Origin of the sequence: Paenibacillus protaetiae (genome assembly GCF_004135365.1) — a bacterium.
Lineage (GTDB): Bacteria > Bacillota > Bacilli > Paenibacillales > Paenibacillaceae > Paenibacillus_AP > Paenibacillus_AP protaetiae.
Genome location: NZ_CP035492.1, coordinates 647,043 through 670,723 on the forward strand (window position 1 = coordinate 647,043; position 23,681 = coordinate 670,723).

The window sequence follows — 23,681 nt, forward strand, 5'->3', positions numbered from 1 at the left end:
GTTTGGGGAAATATAACTTCAAATAAAGGAGGGAGCTTAGACATGAGGTGGATTTATTGGGTTCGGCTGTATGATACCAAATTTCAGGCGGGATGCCTGGTCAGGCGGATGGAGAACGACTGGTGGGTTTACGGCTACGATTGCCCCAAAGAAATCGAAGTGTTTCGTTCGCGCAAAGGAAGATATGGCGTCCGTTATTTGCCTTGATCAATCGGTTTAAACGAAACTTCCATAAAAAAATGCTTGACTTCCACTAGCACATTCCTGTATATTTATTTTTGTCGCCGTTTCTAAACGGTGGGTATAAATGACGCGGGGTGGAGCAGCCCGGTAGCTCGTCGGGCTCATAACCCGAAGGCCGCAGGTTCAAATCCTGCCCCCGCAACCAACCTTTCGAAATCATGCACATTCGTTAGGGCCCTTAGCTCAGTTGGTTAGAGCGGTCGGCTCATAACCGATTGGTCGGGGGTTCGAGTCCCTCAGGGCCCACCATTTGAAACACCATTCGCCGGGGTGGCGGAATAGGCAGACGCACAGGACTTAAAATCCTGCGGTGAGTGATCACCGTACGGGTTCGACCCCCGTTCCCGGCATACTTAAACTTCAAAAGTTTTTGAGGTTTTGCCTGATCTACATAATCCAAGTCTTGTACAAGACTTACGGAAAGCCTTCATTATAGTATCCTAAGCCGGATGCCTGTAATGCAGGCTTTTTCGTTATGCTTTTTTGGATTGGTTCATGGTTTAGCCGACATATGCAGGGCGTTGAGAATTTGGTAGGATAGTGGTTAATTGATGAATAGGAGCGGAGCAGAACATGATGAACGCAATGGAATTTCAATCGTATGTAAAACAGTTTAGTGAGGATAAAGGTTTTGATACGAGCACGATCGAGCAGCGGATGTTGTATTTGATGACGGAGGTTGGGGAGCTGGCAAAGGAAGTGTTATCCGTTTCTTTTCACCCGGACCGGGAGAAGAGCGAAAATCTTGGATATGAGATGTATGACGTCGTATGGAATATTTTTGACCTGGCTAATAAGCTGGATATTGATCTGGCGGAAGCATTCCGGCAGAAGATGGAGATCAACGATAAAAGAACTTGGGCGTAAAGCCTGCAGTGCCAGCAGACTGGGGATTGTAATGGGCAGTAGCCAAAAAGGAAGGAGCAGCCGGTATGGAAATTAGAGAACGCGAGCCGTCCAAATGGCTGACCAAGGCATCCGGTTATTTGGAAGGGTACAGCCATACGCTAAATCCGTATGCAGGCTGCTCCTTTGGCTGTTCTTATTGCTACGTGAGGCAAATGCCGGTCGGGTTGTTCCGCGGGGAGCCGTGGGGCAGCTGGGTGGACGTCAAACGGTTTGACGCGGACCACTTCCGCAAAGAGTGGTTACGGGAGCTGGGCAAAGGACCGGTCACCGTATTTATGTCCTCGGCAACGGACCCGTACCAGCCGATGGAATACGAGAAAAAAATTACGCGTTCCTTGCTGGAGACAATGGCGGAGCAGCCGCCGGATTTTCTTCTCGTGCAGACGCGGAGCCCGCTGGTGACACGGGATATCGATCTGCTGCTTGCGCTGGGAGCGCATGTGCGCGTCAGCATGACGGTAGAGACGGATCTGGAGCCGATGCGGAAGGCACTTACGCCTTCGGCTCCTCCGCTTGCCGCACGTTTTGCAGCGATGGAACAGCTGCAGGAGGCGGGCATCGCCGTTCAGGCGGCGGTGTCGCCGCTGCTGCCCTGCTCGGAGCAGTTCGCCGGCAAGCTGCTCGCAGCCGCGCCCCGTATCGTCGTCGACGATTATTTTCGCGGGGACGGGAGCGGAGGCAAGCGCACGGGCCGCCTGGCAGTGCGGGAGACGTACGAAAGTCTGGGCATGGGCGATTTCTACCGTCCGGCTTATGCCGACGAGTTCTACGAGCGCTTAAGCGCTGCAGCGCCTCCTAGCATTGTTTATTTCGGACAGGCGGGCTTTCTGCCGTAACGGGCAATAAAGGGGCTTTTTTCGGTAATGGAGCTTGGCCCAAGCGGAGAGAGGCTTTTGCCGTGACGGAACCGGGCACTCAGGAGGGGGCTTTTGCCGGGACAAGCCGGCGGAGTGAGTGTGGGGTCTGCTGTGATGAGCCGGGACGAACTGAGCAGGCTTTACCGTAACAGACTGAGGCTGAGCCTTGGGAGCAGATGGTAGTGAGCTGCAATAGAGTCGTTACGTTTTGCCCCACCCGCACGGCACACTCGCCCCAAAGTAAAAAAGCTTCACCTGCTTCGCTTGCGGGAAACGGATAGGTTTGCCTGCAAGAAACGGGTGAAGCTTTTTTTTTTGAAATAAAGCGTGGCTTATTGCTAATGCTTATTGCGCCGCCGCTTGATCACTGCTGCTCACCGGTTCGGAAGGCTGGGAGCCTGAGCCGGCCGAAGGGGCTGAATCTGTTTTCAGCACTGGTTTGAATTTCGCGTCTACGTATGTTTCTGCTTTTACCGTCGTCACAACTTGCGGATACATCACCCCAGGCTGCGGCAATACGGTTTCAACCGTAATGAGAGCCAGATCGCCTTCAAACGCAATGGAGCTGATCCGCAGCCCGTAGCCCGGGTGCGGCGCTTGTGCCGACACCGTTACTTTGTTGACCTGCTCATTGACCGCATCCACCTGCAGAGACAAGTCGGTCAGCGGTTTGCCTGCCGGATTGCCCGGATCATTGCCGTCAATTGGCGTGAGCTTGATTTTTTCGTTAACATCGTACAGCCAGCCGGCCGCTTCACTGCGGGTAATCGGATTTTTCGGATAAAATTTGTTCGCCGAGTCCGTTTGCGCAATGTTCGTAATCAGGAGGACCTGAATGCTGCTGGAATACGCCGGGTTAATGTCCGCTTCATCCGCTACAATACGGTACAAGTCAATAAGAGGAAATGTGCCCTTGTGCAGCAAGCCTTGAACCAGGTGGTAGGCGAACTGTTCTTTGGTCATCGGGGTTTCGGCTTTGACATCTTTAGGAATGTCGAGACCGTTCAGCTGCCCCACGATAAAAGCATCGGCGTACCAGGCGCCGTCCTTCAGGTTGGCGAAATAGTCCGTAACCTGCGGCTCGCGGATAAAACGGATGTTGTCGATGTTCAGATCGAGCCCTTTTACAATAAGTGAAATGCCGGAGGCATAATCCAGAGTGCCCTGCGGGTTAAACAGCCCGTCTCCCGTGCCCGAAATAATGCCCTGCTTCTCAAGTGCGCTGATTTTGGAATCGTTAGGATCGGCGCTCGTATCGCTAAACGCAAACACGGTCTGCCCAACCATCGTCAGCATAAGACCAATCAGCACAACTGAAAATAAACGTCGGAGTTTCATGCAGTATCACCTCATCATCAATTTGTTGGTCATGTCTTATGAACGTTTAGGGTCTGGAAAATGTTGCAGCATTATTTGATTGGGTGGGGAAAAGTATGAAGCGGATAAATCGGGGTAAAAAATTGAAACTATTAATATTGACTTCCGCCCGGAATATTGGTATATTATTTCTTGTCACTACTTCATTTCTGATCTGTTAGCTCAGCTGGGAGAGCACTATCTTGACAGGGTAGGGGTCAGTGGTTCGAGCCCACTACAGATCATACTTAAAAAACCCGAGAAACGTTGATTTCTCGGGTTTTTTTCTGTTTCAAACTCACAATCCTTGTATGACATAGGTGATAATAAGAAGCGGAGTCATAGCAAGAAATCCTGTTGTGCCCGATATGGACCTGTCTATTTTTTTGAATTTATAGGCGGCGGGCCAACCTAGTGATACAAAAGCGCCAACGATGATGCTTCGCAGCCATGTATGGCTGTCCGGCACGAGCATTGCCGTTGTATAAATGATTAGATAAAGCAGGTTGAATAAAATGACCGTTCGTAAATTCATTGCAAGTTCCCCTTTGTAAACCCATTCTGTCGCCTCATAAAATCAGCCTCAACAGCCATGCTATGATGAAAATTGCCCCTGCAATCAGGCAAACGAGCCCGCGTAACTTGGTGAAGGCGATATCTGAGTCGGTGATTTCTTCCCGGCCTGTTCTTTTAAATATCCATAAATCCGGCTGTTTAACGGCTAATATACCTAATCCCAAAAAGAGACTGCCAAGCACAAATAATAGGATCATGATCTTCGCCTCCTTCATCATGCAATTTTGCACCTGCACGTTTGTACATATTATATTTGTCATTTGTTGTCTAATCTCCTGCCGGCATAAGGTTGAACTCAGCTTGGCCAACCGGCTGCCAGCGTATGTCGCGGCTGCGGCCAAACCTATGATAAGCTGTACGTAAAGGAATTGGCTTTGATAGGCCATAGACGAAAGGGATTACGGATGTCTTTAACGTATGATTATTTACGGCTTTATAAAACGTTTGCCGTTAGGAGCGGCGTGGACATAGCGGTTCAGGCGACGTCGGAGCAGCTGGCGCTGGCGCTTGGCTGTTCGGCCCGCAACGCCAAGCTGATTATCCGCAAAATGGAAGCGCGGGGCTGGGCCCGCTACACGCCGGGCCGCGGCAGGGGAAACGTATCGGAGATTCGTTTTCTGCTTCCTTTTGAGACAACTTTGGAGCAGGAAGCGAAACGTCTGGTTAAGGACGGGAAGGTTGAAGAAGCCTTTAAAATGGTACAGGCGTACGGCGAGCTGTCTTCTTTTCAGGAGGAGACGTTTATGCGGTGGCTGTCCGGTTATTTTGGCTATTCGGTCGAAAGCCGGCGCGGTGAGTATGTGGAAACGTTAAAGCTGCCGCTTTTCCGGGAGCTGAACGGGAGCAGCACGCTGGACCCTGCGCAATCGTTTTATGCGCTCGATATGCATTTGATTCGGCAGCTGTACGATACGCTTGTGGTGCGGGATGCTGCTGCCGGCCGGTATGCAGGGGCGCTCGCCCATCATTGGAAGCGGGATGATTCGGCTGCCGAATGGACGTTTTATTTGCGCAAAGGGGTGCTTTTTCACCATGGCGGGGAACTGACAGCGGAAGATGTACGGTTCAGCTTGTTGCGGCTAAGGGATAACGGATCGCAGCAGCGATGGCTGGCCGAGGACATTGAATCGGTGCATGTGCTGAACCGCTATGCGGTCAAGGTAAAGCTTAAGCGGCCGAATTTTCTGTTTCTCGCTTATGTGAGCTACCCGCCGATGTCGATCGTCCCGCAGCAGCTGGCTGCCCGACCCGCTGTATTGCCGATGCAGACTGTGCCGGCTTCAGACCGGAGTCCGTCAGGTACGGTCCAAAGTTCAGCTGCGGCTCCCTCGGGGATAATGCCCCGGATTCAACTCCAAGCCTGTCGGATACGGCGGTGTCAAATTCGAATCTGCCCTTCACTGAGCTGTTCGCAACTGCGGCTCCGCCCGGTACGGGACCGTATCGTTATGTGATGCAGGACAGCGGAAAATATATAATGGAAGCTTTTGACCGCCATTATGCGGGAAGGGCGATGATTGACCGCATTGAGCTGACGGTTGTGCCGTCCGGCCAAGGACTTGCCCTGCATCCCGCCGCTTCGCTGCTGGTGGATACGGATGATATTCCGGGCAGCGTTCCGGCGCTTGTTCCGGATTGGAGACGGCAAGAGCAATTAACCGGCTGTACGCTCCTTACGTTCAACCAAAATAAACAAGGGCCGCTGGCCGATTATATGGTGCGGCAAGCCATTCGAATGGCGGTAAACCGCTGGAAGATGGCCGAGGAGCTTGGCCGCTCCAGAGTTTGCCCTGCCGACGGCTTTGGCCTAGAGGAGGGGGCTGGCCTCCTTGGAGAAGTTGGCGGCTTGGAAGGAGCTGAGCGCCTTGGGGGAGTTGGTGACCTAGCGGGCGCTAACGGTCCTGGGGAAGTTCGTAGCCGTGCCGATGAGGAGCTTGAAGCAGTTGCCCTCCCTGGCGAAGCGGTCAATCTTGGCGGCGTTGCCCGCCTTGACCTTGCCAGCGCCGCCCCCCTAGCAGGGGCTGCCCGCCGTGCCGCTTCGGCCGCGTACATGGACGCAGACTGGAGCCTGGAGCAGGCTGTTCAGCTGCTGGCCCAGTCCTCGTACGGCGGAGAAGCGCTGCGCCTGATCACTTATGAGCGGCATGCGCCGGATGCGTACTGGTTGAAGCGGGAATTAGCCATCGCCGGCATTTGTTTGGACGTTGAAATTGTTCCTTGGAAAAGGCTGCTGCAGCCTTCTCTCATGGCGCTGGCGGATATGATTTTGTTTGAGCTGCCCAGCAGCGAAGGAATTATCCGGCTGCTCGAAAGCCTCAAATCGCATTTTATCCGCGCGCATTTGAGCGAAGCTCAGGCCGCCGCCATAGATGAGGCGGTTGAATCGCTTTTGTCCGTCCCGGACGAAGAGGAGCGGCAGCGCCTGTTCCGCGGAATCGAGCAGCGGCTGAAGGAGGAAGCGGCGCTGCTGTTCCTGGTACGCAAAAGCGTCCGCAGCCACACGCATCCGTCCCTTCAGGGCGCAAGCCTGAATGCCGGGGGCTGGGTTGATTTTAAACGGTTGTGGTTTGAGCCCGAAGCATACGATGCCGAATAGCCGGAGCAGGAGGGGCGGGCTGGGCATGAACAGGCGGAGCACGCTTAAAAGGTGAAATCCGCTCTTGCGATTTGCCCTTTTTTTCGCTGCATTTCGGCCGCATAATAGGAGCTGCAGAGTATAGGAAACCATAAGTGGAGCGAGGGACTGTGGCGATGGATTTGAAACTGGATATAAAAGAAGACGATTTGACGGGAGACCAGGTGATCGCTCTAATTGCCGAGCATCTTCATGGGATGACGCTTCATTCCCCGCCGGAAAGCATCCATGCTTTACATTTGGACGGGCTGAAGGCGCCGGAATTGACATTTTGGAGCGCATGGGACGGCGGCCGGCTGGCCGGGATGGGCGCGCTGAAGGATCTCGGCGGCGGCCACGGCGAAGTGAAGTCGATGCGGACGAGCGCCGATTATTTAAGACGGGGCGTGGCAACGCAAATGCTGGCGCATATTATTCAGGAAGCGGAACGGAGAGGCTACAGCCGGATCAGCCTGGAGACGGGTTCAATGGATGCTTTTATGCCCGCCAGGAAGCTGTATGCCGGGTTTGGCTTTCACTGCTGCGGGCCGTTCGCAGATTATAAGGAAGATCCGTACAGCGTGTTTATGACCAAGCAGCTGAACCTGCATCCTTGACGGACAGGTATTTCATTGTACGATAATCCCCGCATGTCAAACAAGGCAAGCTTACAAGCGCCTCAATCGGAGCCGCGCAAGCTTTCCTGCTTCTGGAACGCCTGGACAAGGCGTTCTTTTCTTTTATTTTATGGGACAAAATAACTATTCTCCAGTATAATTGAGTTAAATTGTGAATTTATGACATCCTGCGTAACTTCTAGCACCTGTAAGACAATGCCCGTACAGCGGAGTAACGATAGGAATAGGAGGGAAGCAGCTTCGGATGTGGAACGTGCTTGCAAGCGAAATTGAATTCGAAGTGATGTCGTTAAACGAACTGCGTAAATTTTTGAAAAAAAGCAATGTCATCGTCATTGATATTAAACCAGCGCATTCCGACACGGTTATCGTTTTCTATAAAGGAAACTAAATCTTGTCAGCCTGTCATATGTATATTTATATGAAGGGGGCTAAAGTATGGGGATATGGCTGTTAATTCCAGTACTGGCCGGATGTTTCTCCGGCTTTTTTCTGTTCCGCAAACGCACTCTTGTGCTATCCGAGGCGACAGATCAGCAACCCCGCAACATCTCCATTATCATTCCCGCCCGGAACGAAGAACGCAATTTGCCGTTTCTTCTGGATTCACTTAAGTCGCAGACGCTGCAGCCTTATGAAGTGATTGTGGTGGACGATTTCTCGGAAGACCGGACCCGGGAAATTGCCGAAAGTTACGGCGTGAAGGTCATTGCCAACAGCGAGCTGCCGGACAGATGGACCGGCAAAAGCTGGGCGGTTTGGAACGGCTACCAGCATGCTTCCGGCGATATGTTCGTTTTTTTGGATGCCGATATCCGGCTGGCACCGGGGGCGCTTGCTTCTTTGATGAAAGCGAAGGAGAAGTCGGGCGGCGTTATTTCGGTCGTTCCGTTTCACCAAACGGAAAAGTTTTATGAGAAGCTGGCTCTTGTTATGAATGTATTGGGGTTGTTTGCTTTTACGTCGGTGTTCGAAGGCCGCAACCCGCGCAAAGGGCTGTACGGCTCCTGCATTGTCGCTTCCCGTGACGATTACGAGAACATTAACGGCCATGAAAGCATCAAATCCGAGGTGCTGGACGACTTGTTCCTTGGCGCCAAATTTATCGGAGCGGGCATCCCGGTTACTAATTTTATCGGCTACGGGCTTGTGTCGTTCCGGATGTACCCGGGCGGCATCAAAGACGAAATCGAAGGTTTCAGCAAAGGAGCGGTATTAAGCACCTCGACGCTGAATCCGTGGACGATTGTGTTTGTTGCGCTATGGGTGCTCGGGCTGATCGTATCGGAATCCGTATTTGCTTTCATCGGCACCTCTTTCCTTGTTCCTCTGCTGATCGGTTATGTCCTGTATATGCTCCAGCTGTTTTATTTCGTGAAGTATGTAGGCGTTTTTGGCATTGTGATGCCTGTCCTTCATCTTTTCTCTGCGCTGTTTTTTATTGCGGTTATGCTGTATTCGGCTTACCAGGTCGTCTTTCTGGGCCATGTAAGATGGAAGGGAAGGCATGTTCAGGTAGGGGGCAAGCAAAGCTGATGATCGTATTGCTGACGGCGTGTACATTTATTTCCGGCTCTCTGATGTTCTCCTATTGGTTTGGGCTGCTGGCCAAAAAAAATATTAAAACGGTCGGCGACGGCAATCCGGGCGCGCTCAATTTATGGAAAGCAAGCGGGTATAAGTGGGGGATTGCAGGACTGATGCTTGATTTTCTAAAAGGCTACCTGCCGCTTGCGGCCGTGATGCTTGGAAGTGGATACGCCGGCCATTACGGCATGATCCCGATAGCTGTCGCTCCGATCGCCGGGCATGCGTTCAGCCCTTTCCTGAAAGGGAAAGGGGGCAAGGCGATTGCGGTCACCTTCGGCGTCTGGAGCGCCATAACGTGGTTCGAGGCTTCCCTTGCATATGCGGTCATTCTGGCCGTGATGGTTGCCGTCACCCGCGTGGCCAACAAGGGCAAACCGATATCGAGCGAAACGGACGGCTTGCATATTGTGTGCGGCATGCTGCTGCTGCTGGTTTATTTGGCGGTAAGGCCGTTCGCAGCCGCCGTGCTTTGGGTATGGGCCGGAAGCTTCCTGATATTGGCGTATAAACATCGCCGCGAGCTTGCATCTTTCATCAGAAAAAAAACATCCAAAAATGATTTTAACAGCGGAGTATGACAGGCGTTTAAAGCCGCCGCAAGTTTCCCGCTGGCAACTGACGCAATGCCAAAAGGCCCGGAGAAGGGCCTTTTGGATTGTAATGCTATGCGATAGCTAATCTGCAGATTAGCAGCCTTTTCCGTAGCCGCCGCCAAATCCGCCGACGCCACAGCTACATGCGATGATCACCAGCAGAATGAAAAGCACCAGTACAAAACCAGCGCCGCCAAACCCTACACCACCATAACCAAAAGACATTGTTCATTGCACCTCCTTGCGTTGGAGTACTGTATATAATATGTAGGGGATTCCAGAATGTATGGGTGTTTGCCGGGGAGGCATTTGACCATTTCCAGAAGTCATGGCTGATCAGCAGCCATTACGCTTGGGAGAAGGCCGGCGTCAGACGGGTAACGGCATTTGGTACACGCACAGGAGGTTTTTTAACTAAACAAGGCATGGGAGCGGGCAGCTCCCATGCCTTGTTTAGTTACTGCGGCATAAACCATACGATTTCGGAAATGCGGACGTACGTGCGGCGGAAACCGGTCTGCAGGACGACATAGGTTGGCGTCACTTCAAGCAGAACGCCTTCCAGCGGTCCACGGGTTGTCATAAGCACTACGCAGCATCCAAGGTAGCGGCTTAAGGCTTCCGCCGTATACGGCTCCACGTTCGTAACGGCCTGCACCGGGCCGGCCGGTTCCGGGAAGGTTTGCGCGGGACCTGTCTGAGCCGGGCTTACTTGTTCCGGGTTCCACGGATTCCACGGATTCCATGGGTTTTGACCCCATGGCGACGATGGATTGGCTCCTGCCGGCCCCAGCATGGAATTGGGCTGTGCGGCCGGCCCCCATGGCGAAGGACCAAGCTGCGCCGGTCCCGTTTGTGTTCCTCCGGGAAACGGGCTCGCCGATATCGGGGCGGTGCTCGTTTTGTGCGCGCCGCCAAACGGCTCCATCGTTTGCGCAGGAAGAACTTGCGCCGGAGCGGCCTGCAGCGGGTTTATCGGCGCTGGCGCTCCCAGATTGGCTTGAGACGGTCCAAGCAAAGTCGCGCCGGTTGCCGGCAGCGTTTGGGCTTGAACCTGGCCGGGCAATAATTGCGGAATTTTTTGCGCCGCAGCGCCGCCAAGCGGCAATAAGCTTTGTGCCGCGCTGAACGGCACGGATACGAGCTCGCTGCGTTCCTCATTTGGTTGATACAAGTTATCAGCTCCCTGAAGATATAGACTCGAACCCATCATATGCAGCAAATGCCCAGCCGTTCAGCAATTGGGCGTTTGCCTTATAGTCTGCATCCATGTGCAGCTGCAGCTCTCGGCTTGTCCGTTTCCGCACCAAAATAAGAGGCCCGTTAAACGGGCCTCTTAGCGGAATGATGCACGGGAATGTTTTTAAATACAGGGAGGTTTAAGCATTCGGCGGGTATTAGTAGCCTTTACCATAGCCTTCGCCGTAGCCGCCGCCGTAACCGCCGTAACCGAGTCCGCCGCCAAAGCCGAAAATACCGCAGCTGCAAGCAATGATTACGAGCAGAATGAAAAGTACCAATACGAAACCAGCACCGCCAAAACCGCCGCCAACAAATCCTGACATATTGAGTGCACCTCCTTGTGGATTGACTACTCTTTACATTATGAAGCTGGTTCTGCAAAAGCTTGGGTGTTTGTCGGGGAGGCATTTGACCAATTCCGGCAGCCCGCTTTTTCGGCAGGGAAGGAAAACCAGAAAAAACCTGTGGAATAAGAACTGGTGTTCGTCATATAATAATAGCGAACACCAGTTCTTACAGTGGAGGGTGGCATCGCAATGCCGGATAAAGGGGAACGAGTCATTATGCTCGCGGACTGCCAGTCGTTTTATGCTTCGGTAGAAAAGGCTGAGCATCCCGAATATGCAGACAAACCGCTTGTTGTTGCCGGCGATCCCGAGCGAAGGTCCGGGATTGTGCTGGCTGCATGCCCGATTGCCAAGGCATATGGCGTTACGACCGCCGAGCGTCTCGGAGAGGCGCTTGCCAAATGCCCTTCGTTAGTCGTTGTAAAGCCGCATATGCAAAATTACATTGATGTATCAATGCAAATTACGAATATTTACACCAGCTACACCGATCTGGTAGAGTCCTATAGCATCGACGAGCAGTTTCTGGATGTGACAGGTTCACTCCATCTGTACGGTACGGCGGAGGAGTTGGCCCGGATCATTCAGCGCCGGATTTTATCGGAAACGGGCGTGTATGCGCGTTTCGGCATTTCGGGCAATAAAATTTTAGCCAAAATGGCTTGCGACAATTACGCCAAGAAAAGCGATTTGGGCATTTATACATTGCCAAAGAGCAATTTGGCCGGGCTATGGAAGCTTCCGGTCAACAACATGTTTATGGCCGGCAGCCGGATGACCCGGCATTTTCACGCGATGGGGCTTTCGACGATCGGCCAGGTGGCAGAGACGCCGCTGTCCAAGCTGAAGCAGATGATGCGGCGCAAATTTGGCAAAAACTCCGATATTCAGGCGGAGTTATATTGGCGTATTGCCAACGGCATTGATAACAGCCCGGTTACGCCGGGCACGCATGGGACGGACCCCCAATCGGTCGGGCATATGATGACCTTGCCCCGCGATTATGCAACGCTGGCGGATATTAAGGTCGTTCTCCTGGAGCTGACCGAGCTTGTATGCCAGCGCTGCCGGGGCCTCGGCTATATGGGGAATGTGATCTCGGTTGCCTGCATGGGCGCCGACTTCGAACGCCCTTCAGGATTCAGCCGCCAAATGAAGATGGAGGAGCCCACCAATATTACGAATCAGGCGTACCGGGCTGCCTGCAAGCTGCTGGAACGGCATTGGGACGGCTTGCCTGTCCGCAAGGTTGGCGTCAGCGTGTCTCAGCTCAGCTCCGATGAGGAGTACCAGCTTTCGTTGTTTGATTTGGATAAGGAAAAGTTCAAAGCGCTTGAACGGGCTACTGACATGATTAAACGGAAATACGGCGACGCAAGCATTATGCGGGCGGTTTCCAAAACTTCTGCCGGCCAAGCGATCGACCGCTCCGCTAAGATCGGAGGGCACTACAAATGACTAGAAAAAAACTGGAAGGAAACGGAATGTGGGAATCCAGCCGGATGATGCTTCCCGAGCACAAAGCAGCTATTAATGAACGGGAGCGGGAACTGCGGCGCAGGAAACGGATTGAGCTGGATGAGAGCGAATGGGAGCGAATCTCCGCTATGATGGCGGAGTCGCTGGAGCGGCGCAAGCCGATTACGCTGCGCTTGTACGACCCGTACGAGGCGCGAGCGGCCGAAGGGGTGGTGGAACGGATTGACGTGCCGGGCGGGCGTGTACGCTTGGATGGCGTGTGGGTGCGGGTAAAGGATGTGGAAAGCGCGGCGCTGGCCGATTAAATGTGCGGGCAGCATGACAGCGCCCAATCAAAACCGCTGATCCGGGCATAGGCTACTATCATCAATGAACAACAGGAAGGGGCTTCTCCTATGGCTTCGTCCGATACGGAAATTGGCACGATTAGCGCGGATGATTTGGCGGTTATTGCAGCAGTAGTGGTCATTATTGGCGATGCGCTTGCCTTGTGGGCAGTGTGGCGCGCCCGGGCTGAAAATTTGGAGTCCTCATCAGCGGGGAGCAAAGCAGGGGACCGTTCATCCCGAAAAAAATCATAGTCCTGCAAGAGGCTGCGCCTGTAGCTTCTTGAAGGGCTTTTTGCATAAACAATGCGGACAAGCTCAAGCAAGCGTGAAGCATATCAGAAAGAGCGGCGCATACAATGAATGCACAAGGACGTGCTTGCAAGGCGTGTCCGCATCCGGTCCGCGCGCAGGATTTCATAACGGAAGTGAAATCGGGAGGAGTGGTCGCTAATGTGGGATGAAGTGAAAGACCTGATTGACCCTAACCTGTTCATTGTGGTTGCCGCCTGCTGGGCAATCGGCTACATTTTGAAGCAGACGCCCAAAATACCGGATTGGACCATTGTTTATTTGGTTACGATCGCTGCTATTTTATTTACGCTATGTATACTTGGATTTCATGTGCAAAGCGTGCTCCAGGGCATATTATGCGGAGCGTTCTCTGTTTACGGCAACCAAATTTTGAAGCAGACGACGGAAGGCATCACTTTAAACAGGAACAGAGGAGCCAAATAAAAAAACAGCCGCTGGACGGATGTTTCCCGATCCAAGGAAAGGGAAGCGCCTTACAGCGGCCGTTTGTTATGCTGCCCTATAAAGTTACAGCGGCCGATGGCCGCCGCCATGGAAACCTCCGCCGCCGTGGAAGCCGCCTCCGAAGCCGGGACCGCCATGGAAACCTCCGCCAAAACCCGGGCCGCCGTGGAAACCGGGACCGCCGTGGAAGCCTGGTCCGAAGAAAGGGCCGTGGAAGCCGCCGAAGCCGAAGCCGAACGGGAAAGGAATAGGAAGCGGAAACGGGTACGGATAAGGATACGGCGGATAATAAGGCGGATAAGGGGGATACGGGCCAACACCAACGCCAACTGGGCCGATAGCCATTGAGATTGCCTCCTTGCAAAGATGAAAGTGATGAAATAGCCTATGCGGCCGTGCGGAAAAGCGTGAAATAAACTTCCTAATTTGCAGCGCCCCTGCATATACATAACTATAGGACGGATCGGCGGAGGCGAACGCGGTTGGAGGAATACGCCTATATGGCGGTATGGCTTATCGGCTTATTTGGCCTAGTAGGCATTGTAATCGCCGAGGTGGCCAAAGTTGTTGCTCAAGACCAGGATGCAGCGGAACATTCAGAACAGCCGTCCAGGCTGTATAAGCTGTGGAAAGCTTCGCGGAAGAAAAAAGAGTAACGCAATCGTAAATATCATAGCTGCGGCCGGCCGAGCTGGCCTGACGAATGCATAATTTAGCCTGCCCCGGTTTATACTAATTGCCGTTCCAGCTAGGAAGCGGTTGTAGAACCGCTATAACAAAAGGAGCGAGAGCGATGAACGAGACAGGCGCATCCAACGAAAGAGAACATTTTGTTGCGGTACAAAAAAACGGGGACGGTGATTTAACCGCCTTCCAGACGTCTGCAGGCAGAGTGCTGGATTACGGCACGGCGTTAACCGAAGTGCAGGCGGGGAATATCGCGGGTGTCAATGCGTTTAAAGGACGCGATGGCGAAACCTATATTCGCGGGGATGCCGACGGCGACCCGACTAACAATTTAGATAATCTGCCGATCTTTTGACCGGAAACGTATAGGAAGAGGCGCCAGCATCCAGCGATGCGGCGCCTCTTTGCTTTGCGGTCAGACCGGCTGTACCTCTCCGGTGCGAATAAAGCGCATCCGGCCGGTCCGGCCTTCAAACTGCTCCATGGCATCTCCGTAATGCATGAGCCACAGCCGGCTTTGAATCGAATCCGGCAGCGTGAGCAGCTCGTCCAGCGTTGCATGAACTTCTCCGGGGCCGGCAAGCTGGCAGTCGTGATAAATCGTTTGAACACCGTCCTGCACCAGCTTCTCCAGCAGCCCAGGGTTAAAACGCATATCGGCGGAGTAAAAGAAGCGGCCGTTAAATAAAAAAGAATAACTGTTTTTGCCGTCGATATGGTCGGTACGGATCGGCTTCACGACGATGCCGGGTGCAATTTCGTTATTCTGATCCGCTTCAAGCGGGCGTACGTCAAAAAAATGCTCAAGCTTGTTCAGCTCCCCTTGCGTCAGCCCGCCGCGCAGCGTATGCTCCCACAGCGGTTCCGCCAGCGTCGATGCCAGGTAAAGCACAGGCTTGCGCTTATGCACAAACATCATTTGAAACGCATATTCCTCGAGCCCGCCGACATGGTCGGCATGGATGTGGCTGATCAGGACGCCGTCCAGCTCGCCGAAGGAAATTCCCCGGTTATGCAGGGCGCGCGGCAGTGTAATGCCGCAGTCCAGCAGCAGCTTAAAGCCCCCGCTTCCAATAAAGCGTTATTATTGTCGTACATTTTGGCAAATGCGCTTCCGGTGCCAATCATTTCAATGTTCACCCCGGATCCTTCCTTTCCGCTTTAGCTTCTTCATTAAATGTAACAATAATTTTAAGCAGCGGCAATGCGAATACGGGCGCAAACCGTCCTCCGCCTGCATACGATGCATCATCATACATGCAGCCGGAGGGCGGGATTTTATAATGGCAAAAGGGAACAGCAAAGCCAAGGTCGTCAAAAAAACAAAATCAACTGAACGGAAGCAATATCATTATAAGCTGGTATTATCGGATACTTGCGCCGTATGCAAAACGCCGTGTGAACGCGGAATGAGCTATTTGGCGCGCATGAAAAAGCCAGGGGCCGTCGGCAAAGGGGTGCCGTGTATTCTGACTCGTACGTATTCCTGATCATTCGCGGGCGTCATTTCCCGGGCAACCGCAGCTTTCAGCATGATTTGACATCCGCTCAGAAGCAAGGCGCAGGACAAATATTTTATAGGGACAGCCGCAACTTTACCTGATAGGCAGAGTATAACTTTACATCCAATACAGCGGATGGAGGGTTTTGCCATAATGAAATACAGGAAAGTCGTTGTATGGCTGTGCGTGCTGATGCTTGTCGGGGGAACGGCTATATTTGCGGATGCGGCAGTACAGAAAGTGCGGGTCATTATTAACGGACAATCGGGCGATGGCGGCCTCGTCATGGACGGCAAGACGTATTTGCCGCTTCGCGAGGTGGCGAGCGGACTGAATGCCATTGTCGACTGGGACAATCAGAATAAGAAAGCGACGATTATTAAGCCGAACGTTCATTTGGTATTGTTTAAGGACAACGCGATATTCGGCAAAGTGTCCAAAGGCAATAAATATACGTTTAACGTATTTGCCCAGGTGGATAATTTGAAAACAAGCATATCTGCGGTCAAAGTATCCATATTTGATCCATACGGCAACGAGAAGACGATTCAATCGCAGACGCTTGATATGAACAAAGATAACTTCTGGTACCGGACGCAGGATATTCAGTACAGCTTTGATTATACAGGCAAATACGCGGTCCGGTTTTTTATGAAAACAAGTCCGGACGCTGAATGGACTTCTGTATCGGAAATTTTGATCTCTTCGGAGACGTAATGGAAGGCGCTTTTTGCTTGCAAGGAAGCAAAGGCGCCTTTTTTGGCATACGGTTAATGTTTGACCGGAGATGGTTCACGTGGTACGATACGGAAGAAAAGCATCAATTACTGAAATGGGGTTAATCAATGAGCGAGCATGTGCATGATGAGAATTGCAACCATGACCACGATCATGAGCATGAAGAGCATGTATTCGTCGTCACGAACGATGAAGGCGAAGAACGTGAGATGGTAATGGTATATACATTCGAATCCGAGGACCAAGTGTATGCAGTTCTGCTGGATCGTAACGATATTGAAGCAGACGGCGTTATTTTCCGCATTGAGGAAGAGAACGACGAAGCGTTCCTTGTCGGTATTGAAGACGACGAAGAATGGGATCGCGTTGCAGCGATTTATGAAGAAATCGCCCGCACCGAAAACGAAAAAAACAGCTAATGCAAGGAAAGGGGCCAACCGGCCTCTTTTTTGTTGAAAATCATATGATGGGCTGCGGCTGCGGCGAAGCGCCCAAAGCCAAACAAAAAGCTGCAATTCCTTGTGAACGGCTCCCCGATGGCAGGTTAACGCTATCGGGGAGCCGTTCCTTTTTTTCAAGGAAAGCAGCTTGTTGTGTTGGAGGCAACAGCCAAACCGGCGTTTAAAAAATAGCCGTTTCTTCTACAATGACTTTAACAAATTCGATGCTGCGGTCTTCCGGGCCTTTCACCGGCAGCCCAACCTCAACATGATCAACGATGTAATCAATATTTTTTTGCGAAATGACTTCGCCCGGGAGCAGGATCGGAATGCCCGGCGGATAAACGTAAATAAATTCCGCAATAATGCGTCCGGCCGATTCCTTGAATGGAATCGTTTCCGTCTCGGCGTAAAAGGCGTCGCGCGGCGTCAGCGAAAGCTGCGGAATATCCGGGATTTTGACCACAAGCTCGCGAGCTTCAGCGCCTTCATGGTATGCAGCGGACAAATCCCGCAGCGCGGTTAACAGCTTTTCAATGGTTTCTTCTGTATCACCAGGCGTTACCAGGCAAAGAATGTTATACATATCGCTCATTTCGATTTCCAGGTTATGGTTATCGCGGAGCCAGTTTTCCGTGTCGTAGCCCGTTAGGCCGAGGTGGCGGATATGGATCGTTACCTTCGTCGGATCATAGTCATACGTAGCTTCACCGCCCAGCAGCTCCTCGCCGAAGCAATACAAGCCCGGGATCTGGTTGATTTGCTCGCGTGCATAGGTCGCCAGCCTGATCGCTTTTTCCGCCATGTCATGGCCGTTAATCGCCAGATTGCGGCGGGATGTATCCAGCGAACCAAGCAAAATATAAGAGGTCGACGTTGTCGTCAGCATGCTTATAATCGTTTGTACCCGATAAGGATTAATAAAGCCTTTGCGTACGTTCAGAATGGAGCTTTGCGTCATCGAGCCGCCAAGCTTATGGACGCTTGTTGCCGCCATATCGGCGCCGGCTTGCATCGCGGACATCGGCAGTTTCTCATGGAAGTGGATCAATACGCCATGCGCTTCGTCAACCAGCACCGGAATGTCGAAGGAATGGACGAGCTCCACGATTTCTTTCAGATTGGCGCAAATGCCGTAATAGGTCGGGTTGATGACGAGCACGGCTTTGGCGTCCGGATGGCGCTCCAGCGCCCGCCGAACGGAACGGGTTGTAATGCCGTGGTCGATCCCGAGGTTTGCGTCACGGGCGGGCGATATAAATACCGGGCGCGCGCCCGCGAAAATAATGGCGGACATAACGGATTTATGAATATTGCGCGGGACGATGATTTTATCGCCTGGCGAGCAAACCGTCAAAATCATCGTCATAATCGCGCCGCTCGTGCCTTGTACCGAAAAATATGTATAATCGGCCCCAAAAGCATCGGCTGCCAGCTTCTGAGCTTGTTCGATAACGCCCGTCGGCTGGTGCAGGTCGTCAAGCGGGGCAATATTGATCAGGTCGATTGACAGTGCGTTATCGCCGATAAATTCCCGGAATTCCGGGTCTGTGCCTTGTCCTTTTTTATGTCCGGGAATATGGAATTGTACCGGATTATTAGCCGCGTGGTTGCGTAGTGCTGTGAACAGCGGGGTTTTGTTGTGATCCATCGCTTTCATCCCTGCCTTTTCTGCTGAAATCAAAATATCTAATCAATCATTCAATGCGCAAACAAACTAGGATGAGTATAGCAAAAACAGTTCGGAATGCAAGAATCATTTTTTGCAGGCGGCTATGATTTCGCATAATGTTCAATTGTAAAACCGGCATGGCGGAGTAATTGTGTTACGATAACGAAAGGAGGCTGGAAAAAAATGAAGGATAAACGGATATTAATTGTAATGAGCGTGCTGGCCATTACCTTTATCGGATTTGGCATTATTATTCCGGTTATGCCGCAAATTATAAGCGAAGCGGATCCGGCTGGAGCGGAACGCCATACGGGTTATATGCTTGCGCTTTATTCGGCCATCTCCTTTGTGCTGTCGCCGCTTTGGGGAGGCTTGTCGGACAAGATAGGAAGAAGGCCGGTTATTTTAATAGGCATCGCCGGTTTTGCCGTCAGCTTTTTGCTGTTTGGGCTAGCATCGGGGAACCTCCCCCTTATGTATTTGTCGCGTGTGCTGGGAGGCTTGTTCTCCGGGGCGGTCACATCGGTTATTGTTGCTTATGTAGCAGATATTACGCCGCCTGAACGCCGGACCAAAGGGATGGCGCTTGTCGGCATGTCCATCGGCCTCGGGTTCACGGTAGGGCCGGGCTTTGGCGGGCTGCTCAGCTTGATTTCGCTGGAGGCGCCGTTTTATGCCGCATCGGCGCTTGCGTTTGTCACGCTTGTGCTCGCATTCCTGAAGCTGAACGAATCGCTTGCTCCGGATAAGCGCCGGCAGGCGTCGGTGAAGCGTCCGTCGCGGTGGACGGCGTTTGCCGGGCCGCTTAAATATTTGTATGTGCTGGCGTTTTTTGTGACCTTTACGCTGGCGGGCATGGAAGCTACGCTGCAGTTTTTTGGCATGCGCCGGTTTGATGTAACTCCGATGCAGGTTGGCATTCTCTTTTTTGTATGCGGGCTTGTCGGGCACTGGTGCAGGGCGGCTTTGTCCGCAGACGGATTAAAAGAGGGGAAGAGCCCCGTTACATCGGAGCCGGACTCATTGTTTCCGGCATCGGCTTTTTCCTGCTGCTGGAGGCGCATTCGCTGGGATGGGCGATTTTGTCGCTTGCTGTTTTCGGTATCGGCAATTCGCTGATCCGCCCATGTGTAACATCGCTTATTACGCAAAAAACGACCGTCAGCCAAGGGGTTGCTTCCGGCTTAAGCTCTTCCATGGACAGCCTGGGGCGTATTGCCGGACCGCTGATGGGTACGGCTTTGTTTACCGTGGATATGCGGCTGCCTTATTTGCTGGGCGGCGTATTATGTTTTGCCGCCGTGCTGCTGCTGCTTCAATTCAGGCGGCTGGACAGCCAAAGGCTGGCTGCGGCGCAGCCGGAATAGACGGCAGCCGCGGCAGTTTGCGCGCGGCGATAAGAGAGAAGCCCCTGGCTGCAGCGCTTTAACAAGCGCTGCAGCCAGGGGCTTTTGCTGTTGCGGGCATGCATGCGGCAGGCCGAAGCACGCCGCCTCACCGCTCTTTGCGCAATTTGCGGCAAAGGAACGGTCCGGCGGTGCCGATTTCGCAGCTTTTGTTGCCGCTGCATGCGGCAGCGTTCACATAACTTCCGGCACAGTTACAATCTCTGCACAGCCTACATTCGGCGATGCTTGCGCAATGCCAAAATATTCAGCAGCACAAAGGCAAGCGACAACCCGATCAACACGAAGGCGTCCGTCTGGATGCGCGCCCATCCTTCGCCGCGCACCATAATGCTTCGCATGGCGTCCGCGCCGTAATAAAGCGGCATGATGTAGCTGAGCTTTTGCAGCCACGGATTCATGGCGTCCAGGTTGAACAAGCCGGAGAAAAACACTTGCGGCACAATGACAAGAGGGATGAACTGCACGATTTGAAACTCGCTGCTTGCAAAGGAGGAGAGCAGTGTCCCTAATGTTAATGCGGCCAGCGCAAGCAAGAAATTCACAAGCAGCACATAGGCCATGCTGCCGTTCATATACAGTCCCAGCACATCAACGGCGAACCAGGCGATAAGCGAAGCCTGCAAAATCATAAAAACGCCGAAGCCGGCCAAATAACCGGCAACCACTTCCGACCGGCGGATTGGCGTGGCCAATAGCCGTTCCAGCGTTCCGGTCGTGCGCTCGCGCAAAAACGAAACGCCCGCCAGTAAAAAAACAAAGAAAAAGGAAAAAAAGCCGATCAGCACCGGGCCGTAATAATCAAAAGGAGCCATTTGCGGTCCGCCGTGCAAATACGTGACAGCCGGCATCGCAGCAGAACTGCCGCTTTCCCCCGGCAGGGCGTTTTGTACAAAAGCCAGCAGGCTGCGGCTTTCGCTTGGATCACTGCCTTCCAAATGAATTTGAAGCCCTGGCGGGCCGGATGCGGCGTAACCGTCCAGCGTTCCGTCCTTCAGAGCAGCGTTTGCTTCTTCCTCGTTTGAGTAAACCGTTATGGCAGCGCCTTGCGTCTGCATGAGCGATATAGCTTGTTCAGGCAATCCGACGGCGCCGATCCGCGGGGAAACCGATTGCCCGTCAAATACCAGCTTCATTAGCGTTAATATAAGAAGCGGGGCTATAAATAGAAGCGCCATGGTCCGCTTATCGCGGATAAATTGCTGCCAGATGCGGATAGCGAGCGCGCGTATGCTCATGGGCGTCCTCCTTTGCCCAAAGCGATAAACGCTTCTTCTATCGAAGCGGCTCCGGCGCTGAATTTGATTTCATCCGGCGTGCCAAGCGCAATAAGCTTGCCGCTCTGAATGAGGCCAAGCCGGTCGCATTTTTCCGCTTCATCCATGACGTGGGTGGTCACAATGATGGTGGTGCCGGAGCTCCGCAGCCCGCTCAGCTCCTGCCAGATCGTCCGGCGCAGCAGCGGGTCAATGCCGACGGTCGGCTCGTCGAGAACAAGCAGCTCCGGTTCGTGCAGCAGGGCGATTGCGAGCGAAAGCCGGCGTTTCATACCGCCGGAGTAGGTACGCACTGCCCGGGCCAGATCGCCGGAAAGGTCAACAAGACGTGCGCAGTCCTCAATACGGGCTTGCAGCTGTTTTCCCTGAAGCCCGTACAATGCGCCGAAAAAAGCCATGTTCTGCCTGCCGGTCAGCTCGTTGTACAGGGCATCGGCTTGCGCCATATAGCCGAACCGCCGCAGCATCGACCGCTGAGGCATCCGCTCATGCAGCAAGGTGACGGTGCCGCTGTCGGTTTGCTCAAGCCCGGTGATGGCGCGGATCAGTGTTGTTTTCCCGGAGCCGGACGGGCCAAGCAGGCCAAACAGCTCTCCTTTCGGTATCGACAGAGTAATACGGTCCAGGACGGTTTTGTCCCCGTAGGTACGGGTAATACTTTGAACGATGACCGCTGACGCCTTTTGTCCAATAAAATCTTCGCTGCATACTTTCGTTTCTTCCATCCGGAATCGCTCCTCTCTGGAACAGAAATCCATCTACCTTCGATTATCAGGAGAGCGGAGGCGCTTGTAAAGCAGGTTTTGCAGCAGCAGGCTAAAAGCCGGTTGGCGTCGGCGGCGGAGCGGCTGATGAAACCAAAAGACCTGCATCGTTTGCAGGTCTTTTTTAGGGAGCTGTTTCGGCAGGGCGCCGCCAGCCGTTTACAGCAGCGAACGCCGGTAGATCGGCATAAGCGTCTCGAATGTTTCTTCCGCCAGCCGGATTAATCCGGGGCCGTCTTGAAGCAGCTTGTCGCCGGCCGGAATATGGCGCCCGATCAGCAGCTCGGCTTTTTTGACGTCGCGGAAACGGACGAGCGTATGTTCCCAAGTCTCTTTCGTGAAGGAAGAGGTAGGAACGGCTTCTTTTTTCATATGGTCCATGGAAAGCATATAGCCGTCCGGAACTTCGGCTGCGAGATTGTCCGCCTGGGCAAGCAGCGCGGAAGCGATGGCGGCTTTATTCGGCACCTCATAAATGAAAGCGAGCCACATAAACAAATGGTCGTCGAACAAGCCGATTTGAAAATGCGGGTAAGCTTTGTAGCCGCGTTTGTTATGACATAACGCCAGCCACGTATCTTTGGGCGGATTGACGGTCCGGCGCGCATGTTTGGCGATGTGCAGAAACAGCTCCTGCCCGGCCGCAGGCGCCAGCTTGCCGGCCAGCTCTTCCCCGATTTGCTTGAATTTAGGCTGAATGCGCTGCTGAATCGCGTTCATTCGGTCCTCAAGCCCTTCAATTTGAAACGTATCGAAATCAATTTGGCTGAATCCGGTAAATCCGGTCGCCGTTTGAGTTGGTGTTGGCATAGTTGTCCATTCCTCCGTCTGCCTATACAGAATTGATATCTTTTTTATTTTGCCGTTTTGCAGCTGTTTCCGCAAGTGGAGACATCGGACGGATCGCGGATTTTTTGTTAGGCATGGCGGTTTGCCGCCCCTTTCCGCGAAAATTAGTCAATAAACCAAGTTGCCAGAACATAAGATGGAGTATAAGATATGGATAAGAACAAATTGTCAGACAATTCAGTTAACTATTCCGTAGTAAGGGAGGGATTGCCGTGAACAAAAGCTACGAAGTCGAGTATTGTAATCTGGAGCTGCGATTTGACCGCCGGCAAATCCAAAATCTCATCCGCGATCTTATTCAGGAAGGGTACTCCTTGTATTGGAGCGAAACGGAATATCAGTTTCTCATCTCCATACGAACCGGTCGGAAGCTGGTCAAACTCAGGTTTCAACGCATGAAAAACCGTTACAAAATTGTGGGCGATTATATTATTAAGGACGAAAAGCTGTCGGAGCTGATCGAAAAGCTGATCAATGATACACGTGGACATGCGGTGGTCAAGCGGATCAAGGATCGTCAGATCGTCATTGAAAACATAATGTTCGGCGAAATTATAAGACTTGTGGAGGTGTCCGGCATGGAACATCGCATCGTGTATCAAAAGAAACCCTTTGTTACAATAGAGGAAATGATCAAAGCTTATCAATCGAAACGCGCGGAGGAGCGGGCGCCTGTATTACGCTATGAGCTGGATTATGAGCTGTCCGTCTTGTTTGAGGCGCTTCAAAATGGACAGGATGAGGCGGCTGCCGCATCCAAAGAGAAGCTGACGGCATTACGTTCGGAAATGCTTCAGCTGGAGCTATGAGCGGTTTA

General features: G+C 52.8%; 30 protein-coding genes, 4 tRNA genes and 2 pseudogenes. 24 read left to right on the top strand and 12 right to left on the bottom strand.

The features are described 5' to 3' along the window. Positions 1-42 precede the first annotated feature (42 nt). From ET464_RS19690 to ET464_RS02715, 6 genes are all read left to right on the top strand, one after another. Entirely contained in the window at positions 43-207 is a 165-nt protein-coding gene (locus ET464_RS19690) for a hypothetical protein (protein ID WP_165279875.1), read from the top strand. A 104-nt stretch (positions 208-311) separates the two neighbouring features. After that, positions 312-388 (top strand) — tRNA-Met (locus tag ET464_RS02695). A gap of 27 nt (positions 389-415) precedes the next feature. Then, positions 416-492, top strand: a tRNA-Ile gene (locus ET464_RS02700). A gap of 15 nt (positions 493-507) precedes the next feature. Beyond that, positions 508-593: transfer RNA gene (locus tag ET464_RS02705), tRNA-Leu, on the top strand. A 226-nt stretch (positions 594-819) separates the two neighbouring features. Next, the gene (locus ET464_RS02710) at positions 820-1,110 is read left to right on the top strand and encodes a MazG nucleotide pyrophosphohydrolase domain-containing protein (protein WP_129444014.1); all 291 of its coding nucleotides are present in this window, start codon (positions 820-822) and stop codon (positions 1,108-1,110) included. A gap of 65 nt (positions 1,111-1,175) precedes the next feature. Beyond that, positions 1,176-1,988, top strand: a complete 813-nt coding sequence (locus ET464_RS02715) for an SPL family radical SAM protein (protein WP_129438031.1) — start codon at positions 1,176-1,178, stop codon at positions 1,986-1,988. Positions 1,989-2,354: 366 nt separating this feature from the next. On the opposite strand, the gene ET464_RS02720 is transcribed toward ET464_RS02715, so the two are convergent. Next, positions 2,355-3,347, bottom strand: coding sequence for an S-layer homology domain-containing protein (locus ET464_RS02720; RefSeq protein ID WP_129438033.1), 993 nt, complete (start codon positions 3,345-3,347; stop codon positions 2,355-2,357). 190 nt (positions 3,348-3,537) lie between these two features. Here ET464_RS02720 and ET464_RS02725 point away from each other — a divergent pair. Further along, positions 3,538-3,610 (top strand) — tRNA-Val (locus ET464_RS02725). A 53-nt stretch (positions 3,611-3,663) separates the two neighbouring features. Here the strand turns inward: ET464_RS02725 and ET464_RS02730 are convergent. Both ET464_RS02730 and ET464_RS02735 read right to left on the bottom strand, forming a co-directional pair. Next, positions 3,664-3,900 carry a hypothetical protein gene (locus ET464_RS02730; protein ID WP_129438035.1) on the bottom strand — a complete coding sequence of 79 codons (237 nt, stop codon included), beginning with the start codon at positions 3,898-3,900 and terminating at the stop codon, positions 3,664-3,666. 34 nt (positions 3,901-3,934) lie between these two features. After that, positions 3,935-4,138, bottom strand: coding sequence for a DUF6199 family natural product biosynthesis protein (locus tag ET464_RS02735; RefSeq protein WP_129438037.1), 204 nt, complete (start codon positions 4,136-4,138; stop codon positions 3,935-3,937). A gap of 207 nt (positions 4,139-4,345) precedes the next feature. Here ET464_RS02735 and ET464_RS02740 point away from each other — a divergent pair, with 207 nt between their 5' ends. The 6 genes from ET464_RS02740 (at position 4,346) to ET464_RS02760 (ending at position 9,361) form a co-directional block, all read left to right on the top strand. Further along, positions 4,346-5,395, top strand: coding sequence for an ABC transporter substrate-binding protein (locus ET464_RS02740; protein ID WP_129438039.1), 1,050 nt, complete (start codon positions 4,346-4,348; stop codon positions 5,393-5,395). After that, entirely contained in the window at positions 5,395-6,537 is a 1,143-nt protein-coding gene (locus tag ET464_RS02745; protein WP_244226731.1) for a periplasmic substrate-binding domain-containing protein, read from the top strand. Before ET464_RS02740 ends, ET464_RS02745 begins: the two co-directional genes overlap by 1 nt. Positions 6,538-6,704: 167 nt before the next feature. Next, positions 6,705-7,172, top strand: coding sequence for a GNAT family N-acetyltransferase (locus ET464_RS02750; RefSeq protein WP_129444016.1), 468 nt, complete (start codon positions 6,705-6,707; stop codon positions 7,170-7,172). 265 nt (positions 7,173-7,437) lie between these two features. Beyond that, positions 7,438-7,584: a hypothetical protein gene (locus tag ET464_RS19695; RefSeq protein ID WP_165279876.1), complete on the top strand. Its 147-nt coding sequence runs from the start codon at positions 7,438-7,440 to the stop codon at positions 7,582-7,584. Positions 7,585-7,631: 47 nt separating this feature from the next. Then, the gene (locus tag ET464_RS02755; RefSeq protein ID WP_129438043.1) at positions 7,632-8,729 is read left to right on the top strand and encodes a glycosyltransferase family 2 protein; all 1,098 of its coding nucleotides are present in this window, start codon (positions 7,632-7,634) and stop codon (positions 8,727-8,729) included. Then, positions 8,729-9,361, top strand: coding sequence for a glycerol-3-phosphate acyltransferase (locus ET464_RS02760; protein ID WP_129438045.1), 633 nt, complete (start codon positions 8,729-8,731; stop codon positions 9,359-9,361). Before ET464_RS02755 ends, ET464_RS02760 begins: the two co-directional genes overlap by 1 nt. Positions 9,362-9,469: 108 nt before the next feature. Here ET464_RS02760 and ET464_RS02765 read toward each other — a convergent pair whose 3' ends face one another. The 3 genes from ET464_RS02765 to ET464_RS19700 all read right to left on the bottom strand — a co-directional run bounded on the left by ET464_RS02765 (position 9,470) and on the right by ET464_RS19700 (position 10,941). After that, positions 9,470-9,601, bottom strand: a complete 132-nt coding sequence (locus ET464_RS02765) for a sporulation protein YjcZ (protein ID WP_129438047.1) — start codon at positions 9,599-9,601, stop codon at positions 9,470-9,472. Between the two features lie 232 nt (positions 9,602-9,833). Continuing rightward, on the bottom strand, positions 9,834-10,550 hold the full coding sequence (locus tag ET464_RS20170) for a DUF2642 domain-containing protein (protein WP_244226643.1): 717 nt from the start codon (positions 10,548-10,550) through the stop codon (positions 9,834-9,836). Between the two features lie 223 nt (positions 10,551-10,773). Beyond that, a complete protein-coding gene (locus tag ET464_RS19700) occupies positions 10,774-10,941 on the bottom strand; it encodes a hypothetical protein (protein WP_165279877.1) in 168 nt (55 codons plus the stop codon). 213 nt (positions 10,942-11,154) lie between these two features. Between ET464_RS19700 and ET464_RS02775 the strand changes: the two genes are divergently transcribed. The 4 genes from ET464_RS02775 (at position 11,155) to ET464_RS02790 (ending at position 13,508) form a co-directional block, all read left to right on the top strand. Then, positions 11,155-12,423: a DNA polymerase IV gene (locus ET464_RS02775; RefSeq protein ID WP_129438049.1), complete on the top strand. Its 1,269-nt coding sequence runs from the start codon at positions 11,155-11,157 to the stop codon at positions 12,421-12,423. Then, complete coding sequence (locus ET464_RS02780; RefSeq protein ID WP_129438051.1) at positions 12,420-12,749, top strand: YolD-like family protein; 330 nt, start codon at positions 12,420-12,422, stop codon at positions 12,747-12,749. Before ET464_RS02775 ends, ET464_RS02780 begins: the two co-directional genes overlap by 4 nt. Before the next feature lie 90 nt (positions 12,750-12,839). Further along, the gene (locus tag ET464_RS02785) at positions 12,840-13,025 is read left to right on the top strand and encodes a hypothetical protein (RefSeq protein ID WP_129438053.1); all 186 of its coding nucleotides are present in this window, start codon (positions 12,840-12,842) and stop codon (positions 13,023-13,025) included. 198 nt (positions 13,026-13,223) lie between these two features. Continuing rightward, positions 13,224-13,508 carry a phage holin family protein gene (locus ET464_RS02790; protein WP_129438055.1) on the top strand — a complete coding sequence of 95 codons (285 nt, stop codon included), beginning with the start codon at positions 13,224-13,226 and terminating at the stop codon, positions 13,506-13,508. A gap of 84 nt (positions 13,509-13,592) precedes the next feature. Here ET464_RS02790 and ET464_RS19705 read toward each other — a convergent pair whose 3' ends face one another. Beyond that, the gene (locus tag ET464_RS19705) at positions 13,593-13,874 is read right to left on the bottom strand and encodes a hypothetical protein (RefSeq protein WP_165279845.1); all 282 of its coding nucleotides are present in this window, start codon (positions 13,872-13,874) and stop codon (positions 13,593-13,595) included. A 155-nt stretch (positions 13,875-14,029) separates the two neighbouring features. Between ET464_RS19705 and ET464_RS19710 the strand changes: the two genes are divergently transcribed. Both ET464_RS19710 and ET464_RS02800 read left to right on the top strand, forming a co-directional pair. Beyond that, positions 14,030-14,185, top strand: a complete 156-nt coding sequence (locus ET464_RS19710; protein WP_165279846.1) for a hypothetical protein — start codon at positions 14,030-14,032, stop codon at positions 14,183-14,185. A gap of 137 nt (positions 14,186-14,322) precedes the next feature. Further along, entirely contained in the window at positions 14,323-14,571 is a 249-nt protein-coding gene (locus tag ET464_RS02800) for a DUF3892 domain-containing protein (protein ID WP_129438057.1), read from the top strand. Between the two features lie 60 nt (positions 14,572-14,631). Here ET464_RS02800 and ET464_RS02805 read toward each other — a convergent pair. Then, a pseudogene (locus ET464_RS02805) lies at positions 14,632-15,344 on the bottom strand (MBL fold metallo-hydrolase). 155 nt (positions 15,345-15,499) lie between these two features. Here ET464_RS02805 and ET464_RS02810 point away from each other — a divergent pair. The 3 genes from ET464_RS02810 (at position 15,500) to ET464_RS02820 (ending at position 16,875) form a co-directional block, all read left to right on the top strand. Continuing rightward, positions 15,500-15,706 carry a hypothetical protein gene (locus ET464_RS02810; protein ID WP_129438059.1) on the top strand — a complete coding sequence of 69 codons (207 nt, stop codon included), beginning with the start codon at positions 15,500-15,502 and terminating at the stop codon, positions 15,704-15,706. 165 nt (positions 15,707-15,871) lie between these two features. Then, entirely contained in the window at positions 15,872-16,435 is a 564-nt protein-coding gene (locus ET464_RS02815; protein ID WP_129438061.1) for a stalk domain-containing protein, read from the top strand. A gap of 128 nt (positions 16,436-16,563) precedes the next feature. Continuing rightward, positions 16,564-16,875, top strand: coding sequence for a DUF1292 domain-containing protein (locus tag ET464_RS02820; RefSeq protein WP_129438063.1), 312 nt, complete (start codon positions 16,564-16,566; stop codon positions 16,873-16,875). Between the two features lie 202 nt (positions 16,876-17,077). Here ET464_RS02820 and ET464_RS02825 read toward each other — a convergent pair whose 3' ends face one another. Beyond that, positions 17,078-18,547, bottom strand: a complete 1,470-nt coding sequence (locus tag ET464_RS02825; protein ID WP_129438065.1) for an aminotransferase class I/II-fold pyridoxal phosphate-dependent enzyme — start codon at positions 18,545-18,547, stop codon at positions 17,078-17,080. A 204-nt stretch (positions 18,548-18,751) separates the two neighbouring features. Here ET464_RS02825 and ET464_RS02830 point away from each other — a divergent pair. After that, a pseudogene (locus tag ET464_RS02830) lies at positions 18,752-19,935 on the top strand (MFS transporter). A gap of 251 nt (positions 19,936-20,186) precedes the next feature. Here ET464_RS02830 and ET464_RS02835 read toward each other — a convergent pair. From ET464_RS02835 to ET464_RS02845, 3 genes are all read right to left on the bottom strand, one after another. Further along, a complete protein-coding gene (locus ET464_RS02835; protein WP_129438067.1) occupies positions 20,187-21,212 on the bottom strand; it encodes an ABC transporter permease in 1,026 nt (341 codons plus the stop codon). Beyond that, positions 21,209-21,976 carry an ABC transporter ATP-binding protein gene (locus ET464_RS02840; protein ID WP_129438069.1) on the bottom strand — a complete coding sequence of 256 codons (768 nt, stop codon included), beginning with the start codon at positions 21,974-21,976 and terminating at the stop codon, positions 21,209-21,211. Before ET464_RS02840 ends, ET464_RS02835 begins: the two co-directional genes overlap by 4 nt. A gap of 198 nt (positions 21,977-22,174) precedes the next feature. Next, complete coding sequence (locus tag ET464_RS02845) at positions 22,175-22,825, bottom strand: DUF1054 domain-containing protein (protein WP_129438071.1); 651 nt, start codon at positions 22,823-22,825, stop codon at positions 22,175-22,177. 251 nt (positions 22,826-23,076) lie between these two features. Between ET464_RS02845 and ET464_RS02850 the strand changes: the two genes are divergently transcribed. Next, the gene (locus ET464_RS02850; protein WP_129438073.1) at positions 23,077-23,673 is read left to right on the top strand and encodes a hypothetical protein; all 597 of its coding nucleotides are present in this window, start codon (positions 23,077-23,079) and stop codon (positions 23,671-23,673) included. Positions 23,674-23,681 lie beyond the last annotated feature (8 nt).

Excerpts from the sequence above, each read along its gene's own strand:
- ET464_RS02735 (WP_129438037.1), bottom strand. The coding sequence starts at position 4,138 with ATGATCCTATTATTTGTGCTTGGCAGTCTCTTTTTGGGATTAGGTATA.
- ET464_RS02845 (WP_129438071.1), bottom strand. The coding sequence starts at position 22,825 with ATGCCAACACCAACTCAAACGGCGACCGGATTTACCGGATTCAGCCAA.
- ET464_RS02715 (WP_129438031.1), top strand. The coding sequence starts at position 1,176 with ATGGAAATTAGAGAACGCGAGCCGTCCAAATGGCTGACCAAGGCATCC.
- ET464_RS02785 (WP_129438053.1), top strand. The coding sequence starts at position 12,840 with ATGGCTTCGTCCGATACGGAAATTGGCACGATTAGCGCGGATGATTTG.
- ET464_RS02720 (WP_129438033.1), bottom strand. The coding sequence starts at position 3,347 with ATGAAACTCCGACGTTTATTTTCAGTTGTGCTGATTGGTCTTATGCTG.
- ET464_RS02810 (WP_129438059.1), top strand. The coding sequence starts at position 15,500 with ATGGCAAAAGGGAACAGCAAAGCCAAGGTCGTCAAAAAAACAAAATCA.
- ET464_RS02730 (WP_129438035.1), bottom strand. The coding sequence starts at position 3,900 with ATGAATTTACGAACGGTCATTTTATTCAACCTGCTTTATCTAATCATT.
- ET464_RS02780 (WP_129438051.1), top strand. The coding sequence starts at position 12,420 with ATGACTAGAAAAAAACTGGAAGGAAACGGAATGTGGGAATCCAGCCGG.
- ET464_RS02800 (WP_129438057.1), top strand. The coding sequence starts at position 14,323 with ATGAACGAGACAGGCGCATCCAACGAAAGAGAACATTTTGTTGCGGTA.
- ET464_RS02740 (WP_129438039.1), top strand. The coding sequence starts at position 4,346 with ATGTCTTTAACGTATGATTATTTACGGCTTTATAAAACGTTTGCCGTT.
- ET464_RS02775 (WP_129438049.1), top strand. The coding sequence starts at position 11,155 with ATGCCGGATAAAGGGGAACGAGTCATTATGCTCGCGGACTGCCAGTCG.
- ET464_RS02820 (WP_129438063.1), top strand. The coding sequence starts at position 16,564 with ATGAGCGAGCATGTGCATGATGAGAATTGCAACCATGACCACGATCAT.
- ET464_RS19695 (WP_165279876.1), top strand. The coding sequence starts at position 7,438 with ATGTGGAACGTGCTTGCAAGCGAAATTGAATTCGAAGTGATGTCGTTA.
- ET464_RS02825 (WP_129438065.1), bottom strand. The coding sequence starts at position 18,547 with ATGGATCACAACAAAACCCCGCTGTTCACAGCACTACGCAACCACGCG.
- ET464_RS02765 (WP_129438047.1), bottom strand. The coding sequence starts at position 9,601 with ATGTCTTTTGGTTATGGTGGTGTAGGGTTTGGCGGCGCTGGTTTTGTA.
- ET464_RS02710 (WP_129444014.1), top strand. The coding sequence starts at position 820 with ATGAACGCAATGGAATTTCAATCGTATGTAAAACAGTTTAGTGAGGAT.
- ET464_RS02790 (WP_129438055.1), top strand. The coding sequence starts at position 13,224 with ATGTGGGATGAAGTGAAAGACCTGATTGACCCTAACCTGTTCATTGTG.
- ET464_RS19705 (WP_165279845.1), bottom strand. The coding sequence starts at position 13,874 with ATGGCTATCGGCCCAGTTGGCGTTGGTGTTGGCCCGTATCCCCCTTAT.
- ET464_RS19700 (WP_165279877.1), bottom strand. The coding sequence starts at position 10,941 with ATGTCAGGATTTGTTGGCGGCGGTTTTGGCGGTGCTGGTTTCGTATTG.
- ET464_RS02815 (WP_129438061.1), top strand. The coding sequence starts at position 15,872 with ATGAAATACAGGAAAGTCGTTGTATGGCTGTGCGTGCTGATGCTTGTC.
- ET464_RS02745 (WP_244226731.1), top strand. The coding sequence starts at position 5,395 with ATGCAGGACAGCGGAAAATATATAATGGAAGCTTTTGACCGCCATTAT.
- ET464_RS19710 (WP_165279846.1), top strand. The coding sequence starts at position 14,030 with ATGGCGGTATGGCTTATCGGCTTATTTGGCCTAGTAGGCATTGTAATC.
- ET464_RS02840 (WP_129438069.1), bottom strand. The coding sequence starts at position 21,976 with ATGGAAGAAACGAAAGTATGCAGCGAAGATTTTATTGGACAAAAGGCG.
- ET464_RS02835 (WP_129438067.1), bottom strand. The coding sequence starts at position 21,212 with ATGAGCATACGCGCGCTCGCTATCCGCATCTGGCAGCAATTTATCCGC.
- ET464_RS02755 (WP_129438043.1), top strand. The coding sequence starts at position 7,632 with ATGGGGATATGGCTGTTAATTCCAGTACTGGCCGGATGTTTCTCCGGC.
- ET464_RS02760 (WP_129438045.1), top strand. The coding sequence starts at position 8,729 with ATGATCGTATTGCTGACGGCGTGTACATTTATTTCCGGCTCTCTGATG.
- ET464_RS19690 (WP_165279875.1), top strand. The coding sequence starts at position 43 with ATGAGGTGGATTTATTGGGTTCGGCTGTATGATACCAAATTTCAGGCG.